This is a genomic window from Pseudomonas putida, from assembly GCF_028682635.1.
GTDB classification, from domain to species: Bacteria; Pseudomonadota; Gammaproteobacteria; order Pseudomonadales; family Pseudomonadaceae; genus Aquipseudomonas; species Aquipseudomonas putida_AE.
This window is the reverse complement of record NZ_JANHLK010000002.1, coordinates 174,838-194,471: the sequence shown is the minus strand read 5'-3', so window position 1 is coordinate 194,471 and position 19,634 is coordinate 174,838. Positions and strand designations below refer to the sequence as shown.

The 19,634-nt window shown below is 61.4% G+C and carries 17 protein-coding genes; 4 read left to right on the top strand and 13 right to left on the bottom strand.

The window, feature by feature from the left end:
* The first annotated feature begins 149 nt into the window (after window positions 1–149).
* Window positions 150–1,406 carry an OprD family porin gene (locus NPS56_RS03295; protein WP_274073442.1) on the top strand — a complete coding sequence of 419 codons (1,257 nt, stop codon included), beginning with the start codon at window positions 150–152 and terminating at the stop codon, window positions 1,404–1,406.
* A gap of 137 nt (window positions 1,407–1,543) precedes the next feature.
* Here the strand turns inward: NPS56_RS03295 and pcaC are convergent, their stop codons facing one another.
* The 9 genes from pcaC to pcaR all read right to left on the bottom strand — a co-directional run bounded on the left by pcaC (window position 1,544) and on the right by pcaR (window position 10,892).
* A complete protein-coding gene (gene pcaC, locus NPS56_RS03290) occupies window positions 1,544–1,936 on the bottom strand; it encodes a 4-carboxymuconolactone decarboxylase (protein ID WP_274073441.1) in 393 nt (130 codons plus the stop codon).
* 11 nt (window positions 1,937–1,947) lie between these two features.
* Window positions 1,948–2,754: a 3-oxoadipate enol-lactonase gene (gene pcaD / locus NPS56_RS03285; RefSeq protein ID WP_274073440.1), complete on the bottom strand. Its 807-nt coding sequence runs from the start codon at window positions 2,752–2,754 to the stop codon at window positions 1,948–1,950.
* A gap of 11 nt (window positions 2,755–2,765) precedes the next feature.
* The gene (locus tag NPS56_RS03280; RefSeq protein WP_274073439.1) at window positions 2,766–4,130 is read right to left on the bottom strand and encodes a 3-carboxy-cis,cis-muconate cycloisomerase; all 1,365 of its coding nucleotides are present in this window, start codon (window positions 4,128–4,130) and stop codon (window positions 2,766–2,768) included.
* A 45-nt stretch (window positions 4,131–4,175) separates the two neighbouring features.
* Window positions 4,176–5,480, bottom strand: a complete 1,305-nt coding sequence (locus NPS56_RS03275) for an MFS family transporter (protein WP_274073438.1) — start codon at window positions 5,478–5,480, stop codon at window positions 4,176–4,178.
* A 194-nt stretch (window positions 5,481–5,674) separates the two neighbouring features.
* Window positions 5,675–6,241: a protocatechuate 3,4-dioxygenase subunit alpha gene (pcaG, locus tag NPS56_RS03270; protein ID WP_274073437.1), complete on the bottom strand. Its 567-nt coding sequence runs from the start codon at window positions 6,239–6,241 to the stop codon at window positions 5,675–5,677.
* A gap of 1 nt (window position 6,242) precedes the next feature.
* Window positions 6,243–6,947: a protocatechuate 3,4-dioxygenase subunit beta gene (gene pcaH, locus NPS56_RS03265; RefSeq protein ID WP_274073436.1), complete on the bottom strand. Its 705-nt coding sequence runs from the start codon at window positions 6,945–6,947 to the stop codon at window positions 6,243–6,245.
* 37 nt (window positions 6,948–6,984) lie between these two features.
* Window positions 6,985–8,190 (bottom strand): 3-oxoadipyl-CoA thiolase, encoded by a 1,206-nt coding sequence (pcaF, locus tag NPS56_RS03260; RefSeq protein ID WP_274073435.1) that lies wholly within the window; start codon window positions 8,188–8,190, stop codon window positions 6,985–6,987.
* A 228-nt stretch (window positions 8,191–8,418) separates the two neighbouring features.
* Entirely contained in the window at window positions 8,419–9,765 is a 1,347-nt protein-coding gene (locus NPS56_RS03255) for an MFS transporter (RefSeq protein WP_274073434.1), read from the bottom strand.
* Window positions 9,766–10,049: 284 nt separating this feature from the next.
* Complete coding sequence (pcaR, locus tag NPS56_RS03250) at window positions 10,050–10,892, bottom strand: pca regulon transcriptional regulator PcaR (RefSeq protein WP_274073433.1); 843 nt, start codon at window positions 10,890–10,892, stop codon at window positions 10,050–10,052.
* A 641-nt stretch (window positions 10,893–11,533) separates the two neighbouring features.
* Here pcaR and NPS56_RS03245 point away from each other — a divergent pair.
* Both NPS56_RS03245 and NPS56_RS03240 read left to right on the top strand, forming a co-directional pair.
* Window positions 11,534–11,734 carry a hypothetical protein gene (locus NPS56_RS03245; RefSeq protein WP_008056863.1) on the top strand — a complete coding sequence of 67 codons (201 nt, stop codon included), beginning with the start codon at window positions 11,534–11,536 and terminating at the stop codon, window positions 11,732–11,734.
* A 378-nt stretch (window positions 11,735–12,112) separates the two neighbouring features.
* Complete coding sequence (locus NPS56_RS03240) at window positions 12,113–13,588, top strand: inorganic phosphate transporter (RefSeq protein WP_274073432.1); 1,476 nt, start codon at window positions 12,113–12,115, stop codon at window positions 13,586–13,588.
* A gap of 269 nt (window positions 13,589–13,857) precedes the next feature.
* Here NPS56_RS03240 and ccoM read toward each other — a convergent pair whose 3' ends face one another.
* From ccoM to NPS56_RS03230, 3 genes are all read right to left on the bottom strand, one after another.
* Entirely contained in the window at window positions 13,858–13,974 is a 117-nt protein-coding gene (gene ccoM, locus NPS56_RS31170) for a cytochrome c oxidase subunit CcoM (RefSeq protein WP_323608795.1), read from the bottom strand.
* A 144-nt stretch (window positions 13,975–14,118) separates the two neighbouring features.
* On the bottom strand, window positions 14,119–14,280 hold the full coding sequence (locus NPS56_RS03235) for a hypothetical protein (protein WP_008016476.1): 162 nt from the start codon (window positions 14,278–14,280) through the stop codon (window positions 14,119–14,121).
* A gap of 71 nt (window positions 14,281–14,351) precedes the next feature.
* The gene (locus NPS56_RS03230) at window positions 14,352–14,693 is read right to left on the bottom strand and encodes an aspartate-semialdehyde dehydrogenase (RefSeq protein WP_274073431.1); all 342 of its coding nucleotides are present in this window, start codon (window positions 14,691–14,693) and stop codon (window positions 14,352–14,354) included.
* 231 nt (window positions 14,694–14,924) lie between these two features.
* On the opposite strand from NPS56_RS03230, the gene rapA reads away from it, so the two are divergent.
* Entirely contained in the window at window positions 14,925–17,771 is a 2,847-nt protein-coding gene (gene rapA / locus NPS56_RS03225) for an RNA polymerase-associated protein RapA (RefSeq protein WP_274073430.1), read from the top strand.
* Window positions 17,772–17,931: 160 nt separating this feature from the next.
* Here the strand turns inward: rapA and NPS56_RS03220 are convergent, their stop codons facing one another.
* Window positions 17,932–19,281, bottom strand: a complete 1,350-nt coding sequence (locus NPS56_RS03220) for a spinster family MFS transporter (RefSeq protein ID WP_274073429.1) — start codon at window positions 19,279–19,281, stop codon at window positions 17,932–17,934.
* Window positions 19,282–19,634: the final 353 nt, after the last annotated feature.

Genomic DNA, 19,634 nt, shown 5'->3' with positions numbered 1-19,634 from the left:
ACCAATAACAACAGGTTCGATACGATGCCCCCGCGCCCTACCCTCTCCGGCTGATCCGCCCCGCTTGTCCCGATCTCGCATGCACGTCTGCAACCCCAGGTTGCGGCATCACCCTGTTTCATCCCCAAGAATTAGAGAGACCCGAGCCCATGCCTTCTCCCGCGCATTACTTCGTTCCCAGCCTGATTGCCATCGCCCTGGCGAGCGCAGCCCTGCCCGCCCAGGCCGAAGAGTCGGGGTTTGTCGAAGGAGCCAAGGTCAACCTGAACCTGCGCAACTTCTACATCAACCGCAACTTCACCAACCCGACCAAGACCCAGGGCAAGGCCGAAGAGTGGACACAAAGCTTCATTCTCGACGCCAGGTCCGGGTATACCCAGGGCATCGTCGGCTTCGGCATGGATGTGCTGGGCCTGTATTCGGTGAAACTCGATGGCGGCAAAGGCACCGGCGGTACCCAACTGCTGCCGCTGGACAGTGACGGCCGCCCGGCCGACAACTTCGGGCGCACCAACGTGGCGTTCAAGGCCAAGCTGTCGCAGACCGAAGCGAAGGTGGGCGAATGGATGCCGGTGCTGCCGATCCTGCGTTCGGATGACGGCCGCTCGCTGCCGCAGACCTTCCGTGGCGGCCAGATCACCTCGAAGGAATTCGACGGCCTGACGCTGTACGGCGGCCAGTTCCGCCAGAACAGCCCGCGCGACGACAGCAGCATGAGCGACATGTCGATGACCGGCAAAGCCGCATTCACCTCCGACCGCTTCAACTTCCAGGGCGGCGAGTACCTGTTCAACGAGAAACGCACCCAGATCGCTGTGTGGAACGCCGAACTCAAGGACATCTACAGCCAGCAATTCATCAACCTGACCCACAGCCAACCGCTCGGCGCCTGGACCCTGGGTGCCAATCTCGGCTTCTTCTACGGCAAGGATGACGGCAGCGCCCGGGCCGGCGAGTTGGACAACAAGACGATGTACGGGCTGCTTTCGGCCAAGTACGGTGGCAACACCTTTTACGTCGGCCTGCAGAAACTCACCGGCGACAGCCCGTGGATGCGCGTCAACGGCACCAGCGGCGGAACCCTGGCCAACGACAGCTACAACTCCAGCTACGACAACGCCCGGGAAAAATCCTGGCAGGTGCGCCACGACTACAACTTCGTCGCCCTTGGCGTGCCGGGGTTGACCCTGATGAACCGCTACATCAGCGGCGACAACGTGCACACGGGGACGATCACCGATGGCAAGGAATGGGGGCGTGAAAGTGAACTGGGCTACACCGTGCAAAGCGGTGCGCTGAAAGACCTGAACGTGAAATGGCGCAACTCGACCATGCGCCGCGACTACAGCAACAATGAGTTCGATGAAAACCGTGTGATCGTCAGCTATCCAATCAGCCTGTTGTAAACACAAAACAAATGTGGGAGCGGGCTTGCTCGCGAAAGCGGGCGGTCAGCCAGAAATGATGTCGACTGAAACACCGCATTCGCGAGCAAGCCCGCTCCCACACTAGATCTTCGGTATGTTCAAAATCTACGGTACATTCACTCCCGCGATTCAGTCCCCAACTCATCCCACACCGACTCGGCCAGGTGGAACGTCGCGTTGGCGGCGGGAATGCCGCAGTAGATCGCGCTCTGCATGATCACTTCCTTGATCTCGCCACGGCTCACGCCGTTGTTGGCGGCGGCGCGCAGGTGCAGTTTGAGTTCACCCTCGCGGTTCATGCCGATCAGCATGGCGATGGTGATCAGGCTGCGGGTGTGGCGCGGCAGGCCCGGACGGGTCCAGATGTCACCCCAGGCGTGGCGGGTGATCATTTCCTGGAACTCCGAGTTGAACTCGGTCAGGGTGGTCAGGCTGCGGTCGACATGGGCGTCGCCCAGTACCGCGCGACGGACATTCATGCCCTCGTCGTAACGTTGCTTCTCGTCCACAACAATCCCCTTCAATGAGCCAACAAGAACGCCAGTACCCGCTCGCTGAACGCAGCGCCGGCCTGGACGTTGGACAAGTGCGCGGCGTAGAACTCGGCGTACTCGGCGCCCTGCACGTGCTCCTGGATGAAGTGTCCACCGGAGGGCGGCGTCACTGCATCTTCAGTCCCGGCAACCACCAACAGCGGTGCCTTGATCGAAGACAATTGATCGCGGAAGTCGGCATCACGCACCGCTGCGCAGTTGGCCGCGTAACCTTCAGGCGAAGTGGCCGCCAGCATGTCGGTGATCTGCTTGGCCGCGGCCGGATTGGCCGCTGAGAAATCCGGGGTGAACCAGCGCGCAATCGACGCATCGCGCAGGGCGACCATCGCGGCCTGGCCATCGCGCAGCACGGTTTCGATGCGTGGGTTCCACACCGACGGATCGCCGATTTTCGCCGCGGTGTTGCACACCACCAGTTTGTTCAGGCGCTCGCCGGCATTGATGCCCAGCCACTGGCCGATCAGCCCGCCCATGGACAGTCCACAGAAATGCGCGCGCTCGATGTGCAGCGCATCCAGCAGCGCCAGTACGTCGCGGCCCAGTTGCTCGATGCTGTACGGTCCCGGCGTCACCAAGGACTTGCCATGGCCGCGGGTGTCGAAACGCAGCACGCGAAAATGCTCGCTGAACGCCGCAATTTGCGCGTCCCACATGTGCAGGTCAGTACCCAGCGAGTTGGACAGCACCAGCACCGGCGCATCGACCGGTCCGTCGAGTTGCGGCCCTTGAATTTGGTAGTGCAGTTCGCCATCGGCGAGTTGTACGAAAGCCACAGCAGTCTCCTTCACGCAGTCAATGCAGAATGTTCAGCCACCGCTCGCTCGACCCAGGTACGGGCCTGACCGAGGTAGTGGCCGGGGTCCAGCAGATGATCGAGTTCAGCCGCAGACAGCTCGGCGGTAACTTGCGGTTCGTCGCCGAGTACCGCGCGCAGATGACGTTGCTCGGCCACGGCACGTTTGCAGCATTGCTCCAACAGGTGATGCGCAGTGTCGCGGCCGACCCGTTGCGCAAGGACGATGCTCACCGCTTCGGCGAGCACCAGGCCCTGGGTCAGGTCGAGGTTGCGCGCCATGCGGGCGGCGTCCACTTCCAGCCCACCGGTCACCAGCAGCGCCTGCTTGAGGCTGCCGGACACCAGGCAGCAAATCTCCGGCAGGGTTTCCCACTCGGCGTGCCACAGCCCCAGGCTGCGCTCGTGCTCCTGGGGCATCGCGCTGAACAAGGTCGACAGCAGGCCTGGTACGCGCGTCGCCGCGCCAATCAGCACGGCCGCGCCGACGGGATTGCGTTTGTGCGGCATGGTCGAGGAGCCGCCCTTGCCCGGCGCCGAAGGCTCGAACACCTCGGCGGCTTCGGTCTGCATCAACAGACTGATGTCGCGACCGAGTTTACCCAGGCTGCCGGCGATCAGTCCGAGCACCGAGCCAAACTCCACCAGGCGATCGCGCTGGGTGTGCCAGGGCTGGTCGGGCAGCGTCAGTTGCAGCTCTTCGGCCAACGCCTGGGCAATCGGCATCGCCTGCTCGCCGAGGGCCGCGAGGGTCCCGGAAGCGCCGCCGAATTGCAGCACCAGCAGACGTGGCTTGAGTTCCAGCAGACGCTGGCGACTGCGGGTCACCGCCCCCAGCCAACCGGCGATTTTCATGCCCAGGGTCACCGGCGTCGCGTGCTGCAACCAGGTGCGCCCGGCTAGTGGCGTGGCCACATGACGTTGGGCCTGGGTAGCGAGAGTCTGGCCCAGTTGCGCCAGATCGCTGTCGATCAATTCCAGCGCCCGGCGCAATTGCAGCACCAGGCCGCTGTCCATCACGTCCTGACTGGTAGCGCCCAGATGCACGTAGCGCTCGGCTTCGGCATCGCTCGCCGCGATCTGCTTGCCCAGCGCCTTGACCAACGGAATCGCAGAATTACCCGCCGTGGCAATCGCCTCGCCCAGGGCCGCAAAATCGTAATGCCCGGCCTGGCAGGCCGCTTCGATCGGCGCCACCGCCGTGTGCGGAATCAGGCCAACCCGCGCTTCGGCACGGGCCAGGGCCGCTTCGAAATCGAGCATGGCCTGGACCCGGCCCTGATCGCAGAACACTTCACGCATGTCGCGGGCAGTGAAATAGGCATCGAACAATTGATTGCCCGGTCGCTCGTTCATAAACAATCCCTGCAGGCGCGGGCCGCTCGGGCCCGCGGGAATGGATCAAAGGTCGTGATGCAGATACTTGGCTTGCTTGGGCAGGCGCAGGCTGAACAGGAAAGCGATTGCCATCATCACCGTCACGTACCAGTAGAAGGAGTTTTCCATCCCGACCGCTTTAAGGCTCAAGGCAACATACTCCGCCGAACCGCCGAAGATCGCATTCGCCACCGCGTACGCCAGGCCGACGCCCAGTGCGCGCACTTCGGGCGGGAACATTTCGGCCTTTACCAGGCCGCTGATCGAGGTGTAGAAACTGACGATCGCCAGTGCCACGGTAATCAGCACAAAGGCCAGGAACGGACTGGTGACGCTTTTCAGGCTCAGCAGGATCGGCACGGTGCACAAAGTACCCAAGGCGCCGAACCACAGCATCGAGTTACGTCGGCCGATCTTGTCGGCGAGCATGCCGAAGAACGGCTGCATGCACATATAAAGGAACAGTGCGCCGGTCATGATGTAACTGGCGGTCTTGGCGTGCATGCCGGCGGTGTTCACCAGGTATTTCTGCATGTACGTGGTGAAGGTGTAGAAAATCAGCGAGCCACCGGCGGTGTAGCCGAGCACCGTGATGAACGCGGCTTTATGGTCGCGGAACAGCGCGCGGATGCTGCCGGCGTCCTTGTTTTCGCGCATTTCCTTGCTAGTGGTTTCTTTCAGCGAACGGCGCAGATAAAGCGAAACCAGCGCCGCCATCGCACCGACCACGAACGGAATCCGCCAGCCGTAGGCACGCAATTCATCCTCACTGAGGAACTGCTGCAGGACCACCACCAGCGACACCGCCAGCAACTGCCCGCCGATCAGCGTGACGTACTGGAACGAGGCGAAAAAACCGCGCTGGCCCTTGAGGGCGACTTCGCTCATGTAGGTGGCGGTGGTGCCATATTCGCCACCCACCGACAGGCCCTGGAGCAAGCGCGCGAACAACAGCATGATCGGCGCCCAGACGCCGATGTCCTTGTAGGTCGGCAGGCAGGCGATGAGCAACGATCCGAAGCACATCATCAGAATCGAGATCAGCATCGAATTCTTGCGGCCGTGTTTGTCCGCGACACGGCCGAAGATCCAGCCGCCAATCGGGCGCATCAGGAACCCGGCGGCAAATACGCCCGCGGTGTTGACCAACTGCACGGTGGGGTTGTCGGAGGGGAAAAAGGCAGGCGCGAAGTAGATCGCACAGAAGGCATAGACGTAGAAGTCGAACCATTCGACGAGGTTGCCGGACGAAGCGCCGACAATGGCGAAGATCCGCTTGTTGCGTTCTTCGCCGGTGTACAGAGGTTCTGTAGCGGTGATCGATGTCATTGTTTTTTACTCAATGGGGACTGTGAGAGTCTAGACATACTTTGCAACAGCCCCGTTCCACAAATGCATCAACCCCCTGTAGGAGCTGGCTTGCCAGCGATGGACGCAAGAGCGACACGGTAAACCAATGGATACGCGTCATCGTTAACGACCATCGCTGGCAAGCCAGCTCCTACAGGGGATGCGGTGTTCACTTAATAATCGAAGAACACCGTCTCGGCGTCGGTGCCCTGCAGAACAACGTTCCACTGGTACACACCCGACGCATCCTGCTTCGCCAGCAAGGTGCCGCGACGTTCTGCCGGCACGCATTCGAGCAACGGATCCGCCACGTTAGCCGGCTCGCCATCGAAGTAGATCCGCGTCAGCAAGTGCTTCACCAGGCCACGGGCAAACACCAGCACCACCAGATGCGGTGCCTGGGTCGTGCCCTTGAGGCCTTCGACCGTGCCCGGCTTGATGGTGGTGAAACGGAAGCGCCCTTCGGCATCCACCGGCACCCGGCCAAAGCCTTCGAAGTTCGGGTCCAGGGGTTTGTCCTGCTCGTCTTCGGGGTGGTCGTATTTGCCGGCGGCGTTGGCCTGCCAGACTTCCAGCATCGCGTCGTTGACGACATCGCCGTTGCCATCGACCACCTGCCCGGTGATCGCCACGCGCTCGCCCAGGGTTTGCTCGACAGTCAGGTCTTCGCGGTTCAGCCAGGTCAGTCCGATGTGGTAGTACGGCCCGACGGTGTGGGACGTGGTCGCATTCAGCGTCATCTTATTTCTCCATCGGCGTGGCGTCGCGGCCGCGCAAGACGATGTCCCAGCGATAACCGAGGGCATAGGAAGGGATGGTTTTTTCCAGATCGAACGAGGCGATCAAACGCTCTTTGGCGCGGGTATCGGGCACGCAGTTGTAGATCGGGTCGTACGCCAGCAGCGGGTCGCCCGGGAAATACATCTGGGTGACCAGGCGCGTCAGGATGCTCGGCCCGAACAGCGAGAAATGGATGTGCGCCGGGCGCCAGGCGTTGTGGTGGTTACCCCACGGATACGCGCCGGGCTTGATGGTCTGGAACTGGTACCAGCCATCGGCGTCGGTCACGGTGCGGCCGGTGCCGGTGAAGTTCGGGTCCAACGGCGCGTCGTGCAGGTCACGGGCATGGTTGTAGCGACCGGCGGCGTTGGCCTGCCAGATCTCCACCAGGATCCCCGGCACCGGCAGACCGTTCTCATCCAGCACACGGCCGTGAATGATGATGCGTTCGCCCTGTGGTTCGCCTTCATGCTGGGCAGTCAGGTCGTTATCCTTCTCATTGACGCGCTCGGCACCAATGGTCGGACCGGTGATTTCCGACAACGAATGCGGCAAGAACACCAATGGCTTGGACGGCGAGCGCAGGTTGGTGGATTGGTAGGTCGGATGCAGGTACTCAGGCTGAGTGCCTTCCTGCGGGCGACGGTAACCAGGCTTGTCAGTCATGAAGCTTTCCTCGATTTCTTGTTAGTGGCAGAGCGCGTCAGACGCGCTCGATCGCCAAGGCCAGACCCTGGCCGACACCGACGCACATGGTCGCCAGGCCTTTCTTGCCACCGGTTTTTTCCAGCTGATGCAATGCGGTCAGTACCAGGCGCGCACCGCTCATGCCCAGCGGATGGCCCAAGGCAATGGCGCCACCATTGGGGTTGACCTGGGCCGCGTCGTCGGCGATTCCCAGTTCACGCAGTACCGCCAGGCCCTGGCTGGCGAAGGCTTCGTTGAGTTCGATCACGTCGAAATCGCTGACGGCCACACCCAGGCGTTCAATCAGTTTACGCACGGCGGGCACCGGGCCGATGCCCATCACCCGTGGCGCAACACCGGCGCTGGCCATGCCCAGCACTTTGGCGCGGGCGGTCAGGCCGTGTTTTTTCACCGCTTCGGCCGAAGCCAGGATCAAGGCGGCGGCACCGTCGTTGACGCCCGAAGCGTTGCCGGCGGTGACGGTTTTGTCCGGCCCGTTGACCGGCTTGAGTTTGGTCAGGGCTTCCAGGGTGGTGTCGGCGCGCGGATGTTCGTCCTGGCTGACCACGGTTTCACCCTTCTTGCGGGCAATGCGCACTTCGACGATTTCTTCGGCGAAGAAGCCCGCGGCTTGCGCGGCGGCGGTGCGTTGCTGGCTGCGCAAGGCGAACGCGTCCTGATCGGCGCGGGACACCTGGTAATCGTCGGCGACGTTGTCGGCGGTTTGCGGCATCGCATCCACACCGTACTGGGCTTTCATCAACGGGTTGATGAAGCGCCAGCCGATGGTGGTGTCTTCCAGCTTCATGTTGCGCGAGAACGCGGCATCAGCCTTGCCCATCACGAATGGCGCGCGGGACATCGACTCGACGCCACCGGCAATCGCCAGCTCCATTTCGCCACTGGCGATGGCGCGGAACGCGGTGCCGATGGCGTCCATGCCCGAAGCGCACAGGCGATTGAGGGTCACGCCCGGAATGGTTTCCGGCAGCCCCGCCAGCAGCAGCGCCATGCGCGCCACGTTGCGGTTGTCCTCACCGGCCTGGTTGGCGCAGCCGAGGAACACTTCGTCCACCGCCGTCCAGTCCACCGAAGGGTTGCGCTCCATCAGCGCCTTGATCGGCACCGCGGCCAGGTCGTCGGCGCGAACTGCCGACAGGCCGCCGCCGAAACGGCCGATGGGGGTGCGAATCGCGTCGCAGATATAAACTTCACGCATCATGCTTCTCCGGGCTTCGAGATCACGCAGAGCGAGCTCCCGTTTGTTATTTCGACGTAGTAAAAAAGGCGCCGATGCGCAGCGCCGCAATGGTTAAAGATTAAGCCCATGGCACAGGCCAAACAATTCGATAATCGACTGAGTGTTCGTTTATCGAACACATTGTTGTCTGGCTATCGTTTTGTCGCCTGCAAAAGATCGCAGCCTGCGGCAGCTCCTACAAAGGCATGATCAGGTGGCATCTGCATGACTGACCAACCCCTTGATCAGCACCGCCGCCGTTGCCAATGCCGCCGGAATCACCAATGCCGTCAGCACCTGCTCGAAATTCCAGCCCAGCCCCAACAGCGTCGCGCCCATCCATGCACCGAGGATCGCGCCGAAGCGGCCAATCCCGAGCATCCACGAAACCCCGGTGGCTCGCCCTTGAGTCGGATAAAACCGCGCGGCCAGCGACGGCATCGCCGATTGCGCGCCGTTGACACACATACCGGCCACCAGCACCAGGGTCGCCAGGATTGTGATGTTGCCCAGGCTCTGCCCTACCGCGTAGGCAAATACCCCGGCCAGCAGGTAGAAAATGCCGATGACCTTGTGCGGATTGAAGCGGTCCATAGCCCAGCCTACGCCCACCGCGCTCAACACCCCGCCGAACTGGAACAGCGCGCCGATGAACGCGGCCTGCTCCATGCTCGCGCCACTGTCGCGCATCAGCGTCGGCAGCCAACTGGTCAGCAGGTAGACGATCACCAGGCCCATGAAGTAGGTCAGCCACAACAGCAAGGTGCCGACGCTGTAGGTCCCGGAGAAGATCACCGCAAATACGTTGCGCGCCTTCACGGTTTTCTGTTCCGGCACGCTGAAGCTCGAGGCCTGGCCCACCACCGTCGGGTCGATGGGTGCCAGGGTCTTGCGTACCTTGTCGGTGCCGCGATTACGCACCACGAGGAAACGCGCCGACTCCGGCAGCCAGACCAGCAATACGACAGCGAGGATCAACGGCAGGATCCCGCCGATCAGCAGCAGACTGTGCCAGCCGAAGGCCGGAATCAGCTTCGCCGAAATGAATCCACCCCCGGCCATGCCCAGGTTGAAGCCGCAGAACATGCTGGTCACCAGCAGGGACTTCTTGCGCTCCGGGGTGTATTCCGACAGCAGCGTGGTTGCGTTCGGCATGCCCGCGCCCAAGCCGAGACCGGTCAGGAAACGCAACACCAGCAACTGGTCGACGTTGGTACTGTAAGCCGAAGCCAGGCTGAAGGCACCGAACAGCAGCACCGCCCCGACCAGAACGACCTTGCGCCCAAAGCGGTCAGCCAGCGGACCGGAACCCAGTGCGCCGAAGACCATGCCGATCAGCGCCGCACTCATCACCGGGCCGAGGCTGGCCCGGTCGATGCCCCAATCCTGGGACAGCGCGGGCGCGATGAAGCCCATGGCCGCGGTATCGAGGCCATCGAGGAAGACAATCAGGAAACACAGGATCACCACGCGCCACTGATAGCGCGAAATGGGTTGGGCATTGATGAAGGACTGCACGTCGAGGCAGTTACCTACAGCAGACTGGGGCTGGTTCATTATTTTTTTCCACGCAAAACGCAGTCGAACAGGTGCCAGCCTTTAACAGGGCTGTCACGGTAAAGGGGGGGTCAGGATCAGGCGATCGGGTTCCGGCACAAAAACCGGGGAGAACGGCGACAGTCGGGGAATGTGCGCATGGGGTGCCTCTTCTCATTATTATGGGGTCGTCGTCCGGTTCCGGATCGAGATCGACAGCGCCGGATGACGCTGCCGCGACATTAATGAGCCAAGGGAAAGAGCGTCAATTCGCCAGACGCGAGTCTGTGCGATTATCGAACAGCTTAGGTAAACAGCTGGGTGCTGAGGTCGCGGCTGGCACTCAACAAGCCGGGCAGGAAACGTTGTTCAAGCTCGCTGCGGCTGACCCGCCCGGCGTGGGTACTGACGTTGAGCGCCGCGACCACCTGGCCGGAAGCGTCGTACACCGGCACCGCGATCGAACGCAGCCCCTGCTCCAGTTCCTGGTCGACGATGCACCACCCTTGTTGTCGCACCTCCTGCAGGCATTCGAGCAATGCCTCGGGGGTATGGAGGGTTCGACTGGTCTTGGCTTGCAGGTCGGCGTGGTCGAGATACTCGTGCAATGACGTGTCATCGAGGGCGGCGAGCAGGATCCTGCCCATCGACGTGCAATAGGCCGGCAAGCGCCCACCCACCGACAGGTCGACCGATATCAGGCGCTGGGTGGTGGCCGAGCGGGCGATGTACAAGATGTCATCGCCTTCAAGCGTGGCCATGTTGCAGGCCTCGTGGAGTTGCTCGCTCATGCGGTCCAGGTACGGCTGTGCAGAAACCGCCAGCGGCGTCGAGGACACATAGGCGTGGCCCAGGGTCAGCACTTTGGGCAGCAGCGAATAGGTGCGGCCATCGGTGGTGGCGTAACCGAGCTTGATCAACGTATGCAGGCAACGGCGCACGGCGGCGCGGGGAATTTCCGTCCGGTGGCTGATCTGGGCAATGGTCAGGTGCCGCTTGCGCTCCTGGAACGCCTGCACCACGGCCAGTCCACGCGCCAGCGAGGTCATGAAGTCCGGGTCGCCGGTCAGGGCCTGGATCCGCTTGGCGGGGGAAGCAACGATCGGCGGTGCCACCGAAGCGAAGGAGTTGCGCAGTTGATCGTTCATACTAGGTCCTTTTCCCAGACGGATCGTCGATCCATTACAGGCGACTGGCTGTAGGGTACACAAGCCCGGCCCGACAAGATTGGGCGATTATCGAACCATCGATCGATAATCGCAATCCATGTTTTTTTGCGCGGGCGCATCTGCCGACTTCAAGGCGCAATGTAATGGTCTTAAGTTGTGCGACTTAATGGCGCCAAAAAGGCATCGCCGTACAATGGCATCATCCAGTGCCCAAGTTGCCACTAACGGGTTATGGGTAGAAAACAATCACACATCAAGATCCACTTTTAACTCTATCGTGATAGTGTTCTGTCAATCGCTCGCTATAATGTAATTCAGTAGCCAATCGGTTTTTTATTAGCCGATCCCGCTACCGGTGGCGCGATGTTCCATCGCCGCTCTCCTCAGCAAGCCCATGACGCCGACTGCATCCGCATCGCGCCAACGCGCTCGCTGAAACAGGAACTGATGCTACGTCAGCTATATATCTCTGGTGCCGTGGCCGCCTGCAACATGGAAGTAATGAGCACACTGTCGCAAAAATGATGCCTGTAAGGGCTTTTTGCTTTTGACGAGTGCGGTCAATACATCGAGTGCAGCGCGTTTCACCAGAATTCACCTCAACTCAATCAGGTAGCACCGTGACAAAAGACGAACTGCGCGCGGAACTTGAGCGCCAGGAACAACGTTACAAGGAAGTTTACGGCGGGGAAGTCACCACCTACGCCGCCCAGCCCGAACCGGAACGCAAGCCATGGCGCAAACGCGCCACCGTTCAGGATCAGGTTTTCAAGCAGGAACTGGAAAAAATGGAAAAGGAACTGAAAGCCGAGGAGCCGTGACGTCCTGGGCTTTTAATACCTGCCGGGGTCTGCATTGCATCCGTTAAAAGCGGGATGTACTGATGTTGCCTTTTTGCGCCCGCCACGAGCGGGCAGCGGCCGCCTTGCCGACCTGATAAGGCTGAAGGCTCGTATCTGACACTATTTTCAGAAATTTCATACAAGCGCGCGCAAGGTCCCTCCAGGCGTGGCGAACCCCTGTGCCTGCGGGCTTTCCAAAGAAATTCAAGTACTTGCAAGACCCGCAAAAGCGCAGGAAATTCAGGCCCCAAAGCAAAATAATTCGTTGAAGAATGTTACCGATGAGCAGCAAGTGCATCGATTTCCAGTCTTTTCTGGCATAATCGCGCCCCCTTATGACCGGGTCAGAAAACCTTCATGATCGATTTATTCAGCGGACTGGATGCTTGGGTGCTTGTGAGCCTCCTGCTCGCCCTGACTTTTGTCCTCGCCTTCGAGTTCATCAACGGATTTCATGACACCGCTAACGCGGTAGCCACTGTTATCTACACCAAAGCCATGCCGCCTCATCTGGCGGTGTTCTTTTCCGGTGTGTTCAACTTCCTCGGCGTTTTGCTGGGCGGCGTTGGCGTGGCGTATGCCATTGTCCACCTGCTGCCGGTGGAGCTGCTGATCAATGTGAACACCGGTCACGGACTGGCCATGGTGTTCTCGTTGCTCGCCGCAGCCATCGCCTGGAACCTGGGCACCTGGTACTTCGGTATCCCTGCCTCCAGCTCCCATACGCTGATCGGTTCGATCCTCGGCGTAGGCCTGGCCAACGCCCTGATCAACGATATTGCGTTGGCCGATGGCGTGAACTGGCAGAAGGCGATTGATATCGGTATGTCGCTGGTGTTCTCGCCAATGGCAGGCTTCCTGATCGCTGCGCTGATTCTGATCGGTCTGAAATGGTGGCGCCCGCTGTCGAAGATGCACAAGACGCCGGAGCAGCGTCGCAAGATCGACGACAAGAAACACCCGCCATTCTGGAACCGCCTGGTGCTGGTGATCTCGGCCATGGCCGTGAGCTTCGTGCACGGTTCCAACGATGGTCAGAAAGGTATCGGCCTGATCATGCTGGTGCTGATCGGCATCGTGCCGGCGCAGTTCGTACTTGATCTGAACAGCACCACCTACCAGATCGAACGTACCCGCGACGCCACCTTGCACCTGAACCAGTTCTACCAGCGCAACGCCGAAACCCTGGGCGAATTCCTGGCCCTGGGCAAAAGCGTCGAAGGCGATCTGCCGGAGAAATTCCGCTGCAACCCGCAACAGACCGAACCGACCATCAATGCCCTGCTTGGCACCCTCAAGGGTGTAGCCGACTACCACTCGCTGCCGCCGGAAAGCCGCATCGAAGTGCGTCGCTACCTGCTCTGCCTGGACGACACGGCGAAGAAAGTCAGCAAACTGCCAACCCTGGCCCCGCGGGAAAAGGCTGACCTGGACAAGCTGCGCAAGGACCTGACCACGACCACTGAATACGCTCCGTTCTGGGTGATCCTGGCGGTCGCCCTGGCCCTGGGCCTGGGCACCATGGTCGGCTGGAAACGCGTGGTACTGACCATCGGCGAGAAGATCGGCAAGCAAGGCATGACCTATTCCCAGGGCATGTCGGCGCAGATCACCACCGCGAGCCTGATCGGCATGGCCAACATCTTCAGCCTGCCGGTGTCCACCACCCACGTCCTGTCCTCGGGCGTTGCCGGTACCATGGTCGCCAACAAAAGCGGCCTGCAAGGCGGCACCGTCAAGACCATCCTGCTGGCCTGGGTCCTGACCCTGCCAGCCACCGTGGCGCTGTCGGCCGGCTTATTCTGGCTGGCGTCGAAGGCACTCGGCAGCTGACAGGCAACCGAACTGAGAAAGGCGCGCTCCGTGAGGACCGCGCCTTTTTTTATTACCTGAATATTCCAGACACCGTCATTCCCCCTGTGGGAGCGGGCTTGCTCGCGAATGCGGAATGTCAGGCGATATTTGTATCGACTGATACTACGCATTCGCGAGCAAGCCCGCTCCCACAGGGTTGTGTATGGTCAGACACGTTTGCGCAGGCAAAAAAAAGGGCAACCGAAGTTGCCCAAAATGCCTTGCGTGCTCATTGCATCCAGAAAGACCTACGGCTCTTTGCGCTTGTGCGAGTCTTTCCAGATAAAAAATCCGAACCCTGCAAAAAATACAACCATGAGGCTGACGGTCAGCACTCCGGCGATCACCACGTTATCGAAAAACATGACGCGTCTCCTGCAGTTGCCCTGTTGCGATGGGGCCAAGGTAACCAATCGGGCAGGAGAAAATATTGACCGGGATCAATGTTGCCCGGGACCGGGCCTGGAAGGCGGGGGAAAACTGACCTGCATCAATCGATGCAGGAAGACTCAACGCTTTTTCGGTTTGTTCTTCGGCTTTTTCTTCGCCTTGCCCAATGGCATGGCCTGCTCGAACGCCTGGCGCACTTCGTTCAGGCGCTTGTCGTTAAGGTCATGGACACGCTTGGCGCGTTCGGCATTCAGGTCGATCAGCTTGTCGTCTTGGCTCATGGTGTCAGTGCATCGCTTGGCAGGAATGTGCCAATAATGCGGTCTGGCGACGGCGCTGACCAGTCACGGGCTCAAATCTCGATATCGACCCACAGGCCCTGACGAGGCTGGTCTTCCATCAACGGAGCCACCGGCACGGTGTTGTCGGCATTGAGTTCGTCACCCGGGATCGCCAGGTGCGCTTCGGGGTCCTCGTCGGCTTCACGGCGGCGGCGTTGCTGCTCCTGCTTGCGCCGCTGTTCTTCGCGCAGCAGCAGCGCGGCCTCTTCCGGATCGCGGTTTTGCAGGTCGATGGTGCTGTCGCTGGCGCTTTCCTGCACCGGCACGACGGGCGCGATGTCCGGGCGCGGGCGAACCGGGTCGTGCTGGGAAGTGATCGGCACGGCACTCAAGGGGAGCATCGGTGGCAGCATATTTATCAGTCTCCTGTCAGCAGGCTGTCGGCCGCTGTGACGGCGACTTGAGCCATCGGTCGCAAACTGTGAGTCGATTGGCACGGTGGGAACGTTCGCAGGCTACGATTTCTTCAGCCTGGCAAGATCAAAAGATCGCAGCCCAAGGCAGTTCCCACACAGGTAATCCTTTGGTCTGGAGACCTGATTCCGTTAAGATAGCCCGCTTTTTCAAGGTGGGAGTCAGGCAGCATGGCGCAGCAGTATCAACCGGGGCAACGCTGGATCAGTGACAGCGAAGCGGAGCTGGGTTTGGGCACCGTTCTGGCACAGGACGGCCGCTTGCTGACCGTGCTCTACCCGGCCACTGGCGACACTCGCCAGTACGCGCTACGGAATGCGCCCCTCACCCGTGTGCGGTTTTCGCCGGGTGACACCATCACTCACTTCGAAGGCTGGAAACTGACCGTACGCGAAGTCGACGACGTCGATGGCCTGCTGGTCTATCACGGCCTCGACGCGCAGAACGAAGTGGTCACCCTGCCGGAAACCCAACTGTCGAACTTCATCCAGTTCCGTCTCGCCAGCGACCGTCTGTTCGCCGGGCAGATCGACCCCCTGGCCTGGTTCGCCCTGCGTTATCACACTCTCGAACACACCAGCCGCCAACTGCAGTCGTCGCTGTGGGGCCTGGGTGGCGTGCGTGCGCAACCGATCGCGCACCAGCTGCACATCGCCCGCGAAGTGGCCGACCGCATTGCGCCTCGGGTTCTGCTGGCCGACGAAGTGGGCCTGGGCAAAACCATCGAAGCCGGTCTGGTGATCCATCGCCAACTGCTTTCGGGCCGCGCCAATCGCGTGCTGATCCTGGTGCCGGAAAACCTCCAGCACCAGTGGCTGGTAGAAATGCGCCGACGCTTCAACCTGCAGGTCGCGCTGTTCGACGAAGAACGCTTCATCGAAAGCGATGCCTCCAACCCGTTCGAAGACACCCAGCTCGCGCTGGTGGCCTTGGAATGGCTGGTGGATGACGAGAAAGCCCAGGATGCGCTGTTCGCGGCCGGCTGGGACCTGCTGGTGGTCGACGAAGCCCACCACCTGGTGTGGCACGAAGACCAGGTCAGCCCGGAATACTCGCTGGTCGAGCAGCTGGCTGAAACCATCCCGGGCGTCTTGCTGTTGACCGCCACCCCGGAACAGCTGGGCCAGGACAGTCACTTCGCGCGTCTGCGCCTGCTCGACCCGAACCGCTTCCATGACCTGGCTGCCTTCCGCGCCGAGAGCGAAAACTATCGCCCGGTGGCCGAGGCCGTTCAGGAGCTGCTGGAAAAAGGTCGCCTGTCGCCGCAAGCCCATGAAACCATTCACGGCTTCCTCGGCAACGAAGGCGAAGCCTTGCTGACCGCCGTCAACGATGGCGACACCGAAGCCAGCGCCCGCCTGGTGCGCGAACTGCTGGACCGCCACGGCACCGGCCGCGTGCTGTTCCGTAATACCCGGGCCGCGGTCCAGGGGTTCCCGGAGCGCAAACTGCATCCTTACCCGCTACCGTGCCCGGACGAATACCTCGAACTGCCGCTGGGCGATCACGCCGAGCTGTACCCGGAAGTCAGCTTCCAGGCCCAGCCGGACGCCAATGAAGAAGAGCGCTGGTGGAAATTCGACCCGCGCGTCGAGTGGCTGATCGACCAGCTTAAAATGCTCAAGCGCACCAAGGTGCTGGTGATCTGCGCCCACGCCGAAACCGCCATGGACCTGGAAGACGCCCTGCGCGTGCGTTCCGGCATTCCGGCCACGGTGTTCCACGAGGGCATGAACATCCTCGAGCGTGACCGCGCCGCCGCCTACTTCGCCGACGAAGAGTTTGGCGCGCAAGTGCTGATCTGTTCGGAAATCGGCAGTGAAGGCCGCAACTTCCAGTTCTCCCACCACCTGGTGCTGTTCGACCTGCCGTCCCACCCGGACCTGCTGGAACAACGTATCGGTCGTCTGGACCGGATCGGCCAGAAGCACACCATCGAACTGCACGTGCCGTACCTGGAAACCAGCCCGCAAGAGCGCCTGTTCCAGTGGTACCACGAAGCCCTGAACGCTTTCCTCAACACCTGCCCGACCGGCAACGCCCTGCAACATCAGTTCGGCCCGCGCCTGCTGCCGTTGCTCGAAGAAGCCGACGATGGCGAATGGCAAGCGCTGATCGACGAAGCCCGCACCGAGCGCGAGCGCCTGGAAGCCGAGCTGCACACCGGCCGCGACCGCTTGCTGGAGCTCAATTCCGGCGGTGCCGGCGAAGGTGAAGCGCTGGTCGAGGCCATTCTCGAGCAGGACGACCAGTTCGCCCTGCCGATCTACATGGAAACCCTGTTCGATGCATTCGGCATCGACAGCGAAGACCATTCGGAAAACGCCCTGATCCTCAAGCCGAGCGAAAAAATGCTCGACGCCAGCTTCCCGCTGGGCGACGACGAAGGCGTGACCATCACCTACGACCGCAACCAGGCGCTGTCTCGCGAAGACATGCAGTTCATCACCTGGGAACACCCGATGGTCCAGGGCGGCATGGACCTGGTGTTGTCCGGCTCCATGGGCAACACCGCCGTGGCGCTGATCAAGAACAAGGCGCTGAAACCCGGCACCGTGTTGCTGGAACTGCTCTACGTCAGCGAAGTGGTTGCCCCGCGTTCGCTGCAACTGGGCCGCTACCTGCCGCCGGCCGCCCTGCGCTGCCTGCTCGACACCAATGGCAATGACCTGTCGGCCCGGGTGTCGTTCGAGACCTTGAACGATCAACTCGAAAGCGTACCGCGCGCCAGCGCCAACAAGTTCATCCAGGCCCAGCGCGATCAGCTGACGCCTCGCATCAACGCCGGCGAAGACAAGATCTACCCACGTCACGCCGAACGCGTGGCAGAGGCGCAACGTCGCCTGGCCGCCGACACCGACGAGGAACTGGCACGCCTGACCGCGTTGCAAGCGGTCAACCCGACCGTACGTGACAGCGAACTGGTTGCGCTGCGCAAGCAACGCGAACAAGGCCTGGCCATGCTCGACAAGGCTGCGCTGCGACTGGAAGCGATCCGGGTGTTGGTGGCGGGTTAAGTCCCCTGCTTCACCGCTTGAACAAAAAGGCCCGCAGCGATGCGGGCCTTTTTTGTTTGCTTGAGTTTTGTAGTGCTACTTATTACCTCTTCGCGAGCAAGCCCGCTCCCACATCTGGAATGCAATCCCCCTGTGGGAGCGGGCTTGCTCGCGAAAGCGATTAAGCAGTCGCCGCGGCCCCCTCAGGCTCGACTACGCTACCCAACCCATCCTTCATCCGCTTGGCATCGCGCACAAAACACCGCGAAGCCAACACCAGGAACACCATGGTGAAGAACAGCGCTACCGGGATCAGGTACATCGCGTCATGCAGGCCCACCGCCTTGAACGCCTCGGTCATCTGCCCGGCACCCGCCGCGAGCATCGCCGTGTGGGCAAAGTGATCGGACAAGGCGCCGACCACCACTGGCCCCAACCCACCGCCCAACAGGTACAGCCCGGCAAAGAACAAGGCCATGGCGGTGGCCCGCAGGCGCGGCTCGACCACGTCCTGGATCGCCGTGTAAACGCAGGTATAGAAGTTATAGGCAAACAACCAGCCCAGGCTGAAGACGGCCACGAACACGCCGATCTCGATCCGCCCCGAATGCAGCGCCCACGCCGTGCACAGGGTTGAAATGATCAGGCTGAACGCGGCGAACAGCAGACGACCGTTGGCAACCCGCTGATGGATCTTGTCCGCCACCCAGCCGCCCAATGTCAGGCCGAACAACCCGGTGACGCCGACGATCACCCCCGTCGCCACTGCGGCCTCCTGCAACGGCATCAGGAAATAACGTTGCAGCATCGGCACCATGAACGAGTTACAGGCATAGGTGGCGAAGTTGAAACAGAGTCCCGCCATCACCAGCCACAGGAAGGTCGGCACCGCCAGCACCCGGCGGATCGGCCGGTCGATCTTCTCCTGGGACACCTGCACGCTTTCGGCCGCGCCACGTTTCGGTTCCTTGATGAAAAACATGAAGATCGCCAGGATCAGCCCCGGTACCGCGGCAATGAAGAACGGGGCGCGCCAGCTGTCGAAGGCCTTGACCATCGCGCCGATAGTGAAGAACGCCAGTAGCAGACCCAACGGCAGCCCGAGCATGAATATGCCCATGGCCCGCGCCCGGCGATGCGCCGGAAACAGGTCGCCGATCAACGAATTGGCGGCTGGCGCGTAACTGGCTTCGCCGATGCCGACGCCCATGCGCACGATCAGGAAACTCCAGAAGCTGCCGACCATGCCGTTGACTGCGGTCAGGCCGCTCCATGCCGCCAGGCCCCAGCCCATCAACTTGCTGCGCGAGCCGGTATCGGCCATTCGCCCCAGCGGCAGGCCGGCGATCGCGTAGACGATGGTGAATGCCGTACCGATGATCCCCAGTTGAAAGTCGCTGAGGTGCCACTCCATGCGGATCGGTTCGATGATGATGGCGGGGATGGTGCGGTCGAAGAAGTTGAACAGGTTGGCCAGGAACAGCAGGAACAGAATGCGCCAGGCATTCGCCGCTTGGGTCGAGTTCTGCATGGGTCCGTCTCTTTTTTATTGTTATGGGGGCTTGCCTGCCACCCGGAACCTGCAATCTAGTCAGGCTGGCCGGCACTGTCTGTAATTATTCGTAAAGCTGATACCCGCCCATGGGCACCGACGCGGCCCATGCGACATTTTATTTCCAAACGCACTAAAGCCCATTCCAAAATCATTGGGAGACAATGTGCCACTATCCCTTGCGTTCGATGCACGGCTTCTATACTCCAACACATTCGCCAGCGTTGATTGCCGGCCGGGAGACAACCACGGGGCACGCTATGGAGTGGCTTGGTCTGCATTTCACCACAGAGCTGGCAGACAGCGGACAGGTCATACTCCATTGCGCACAT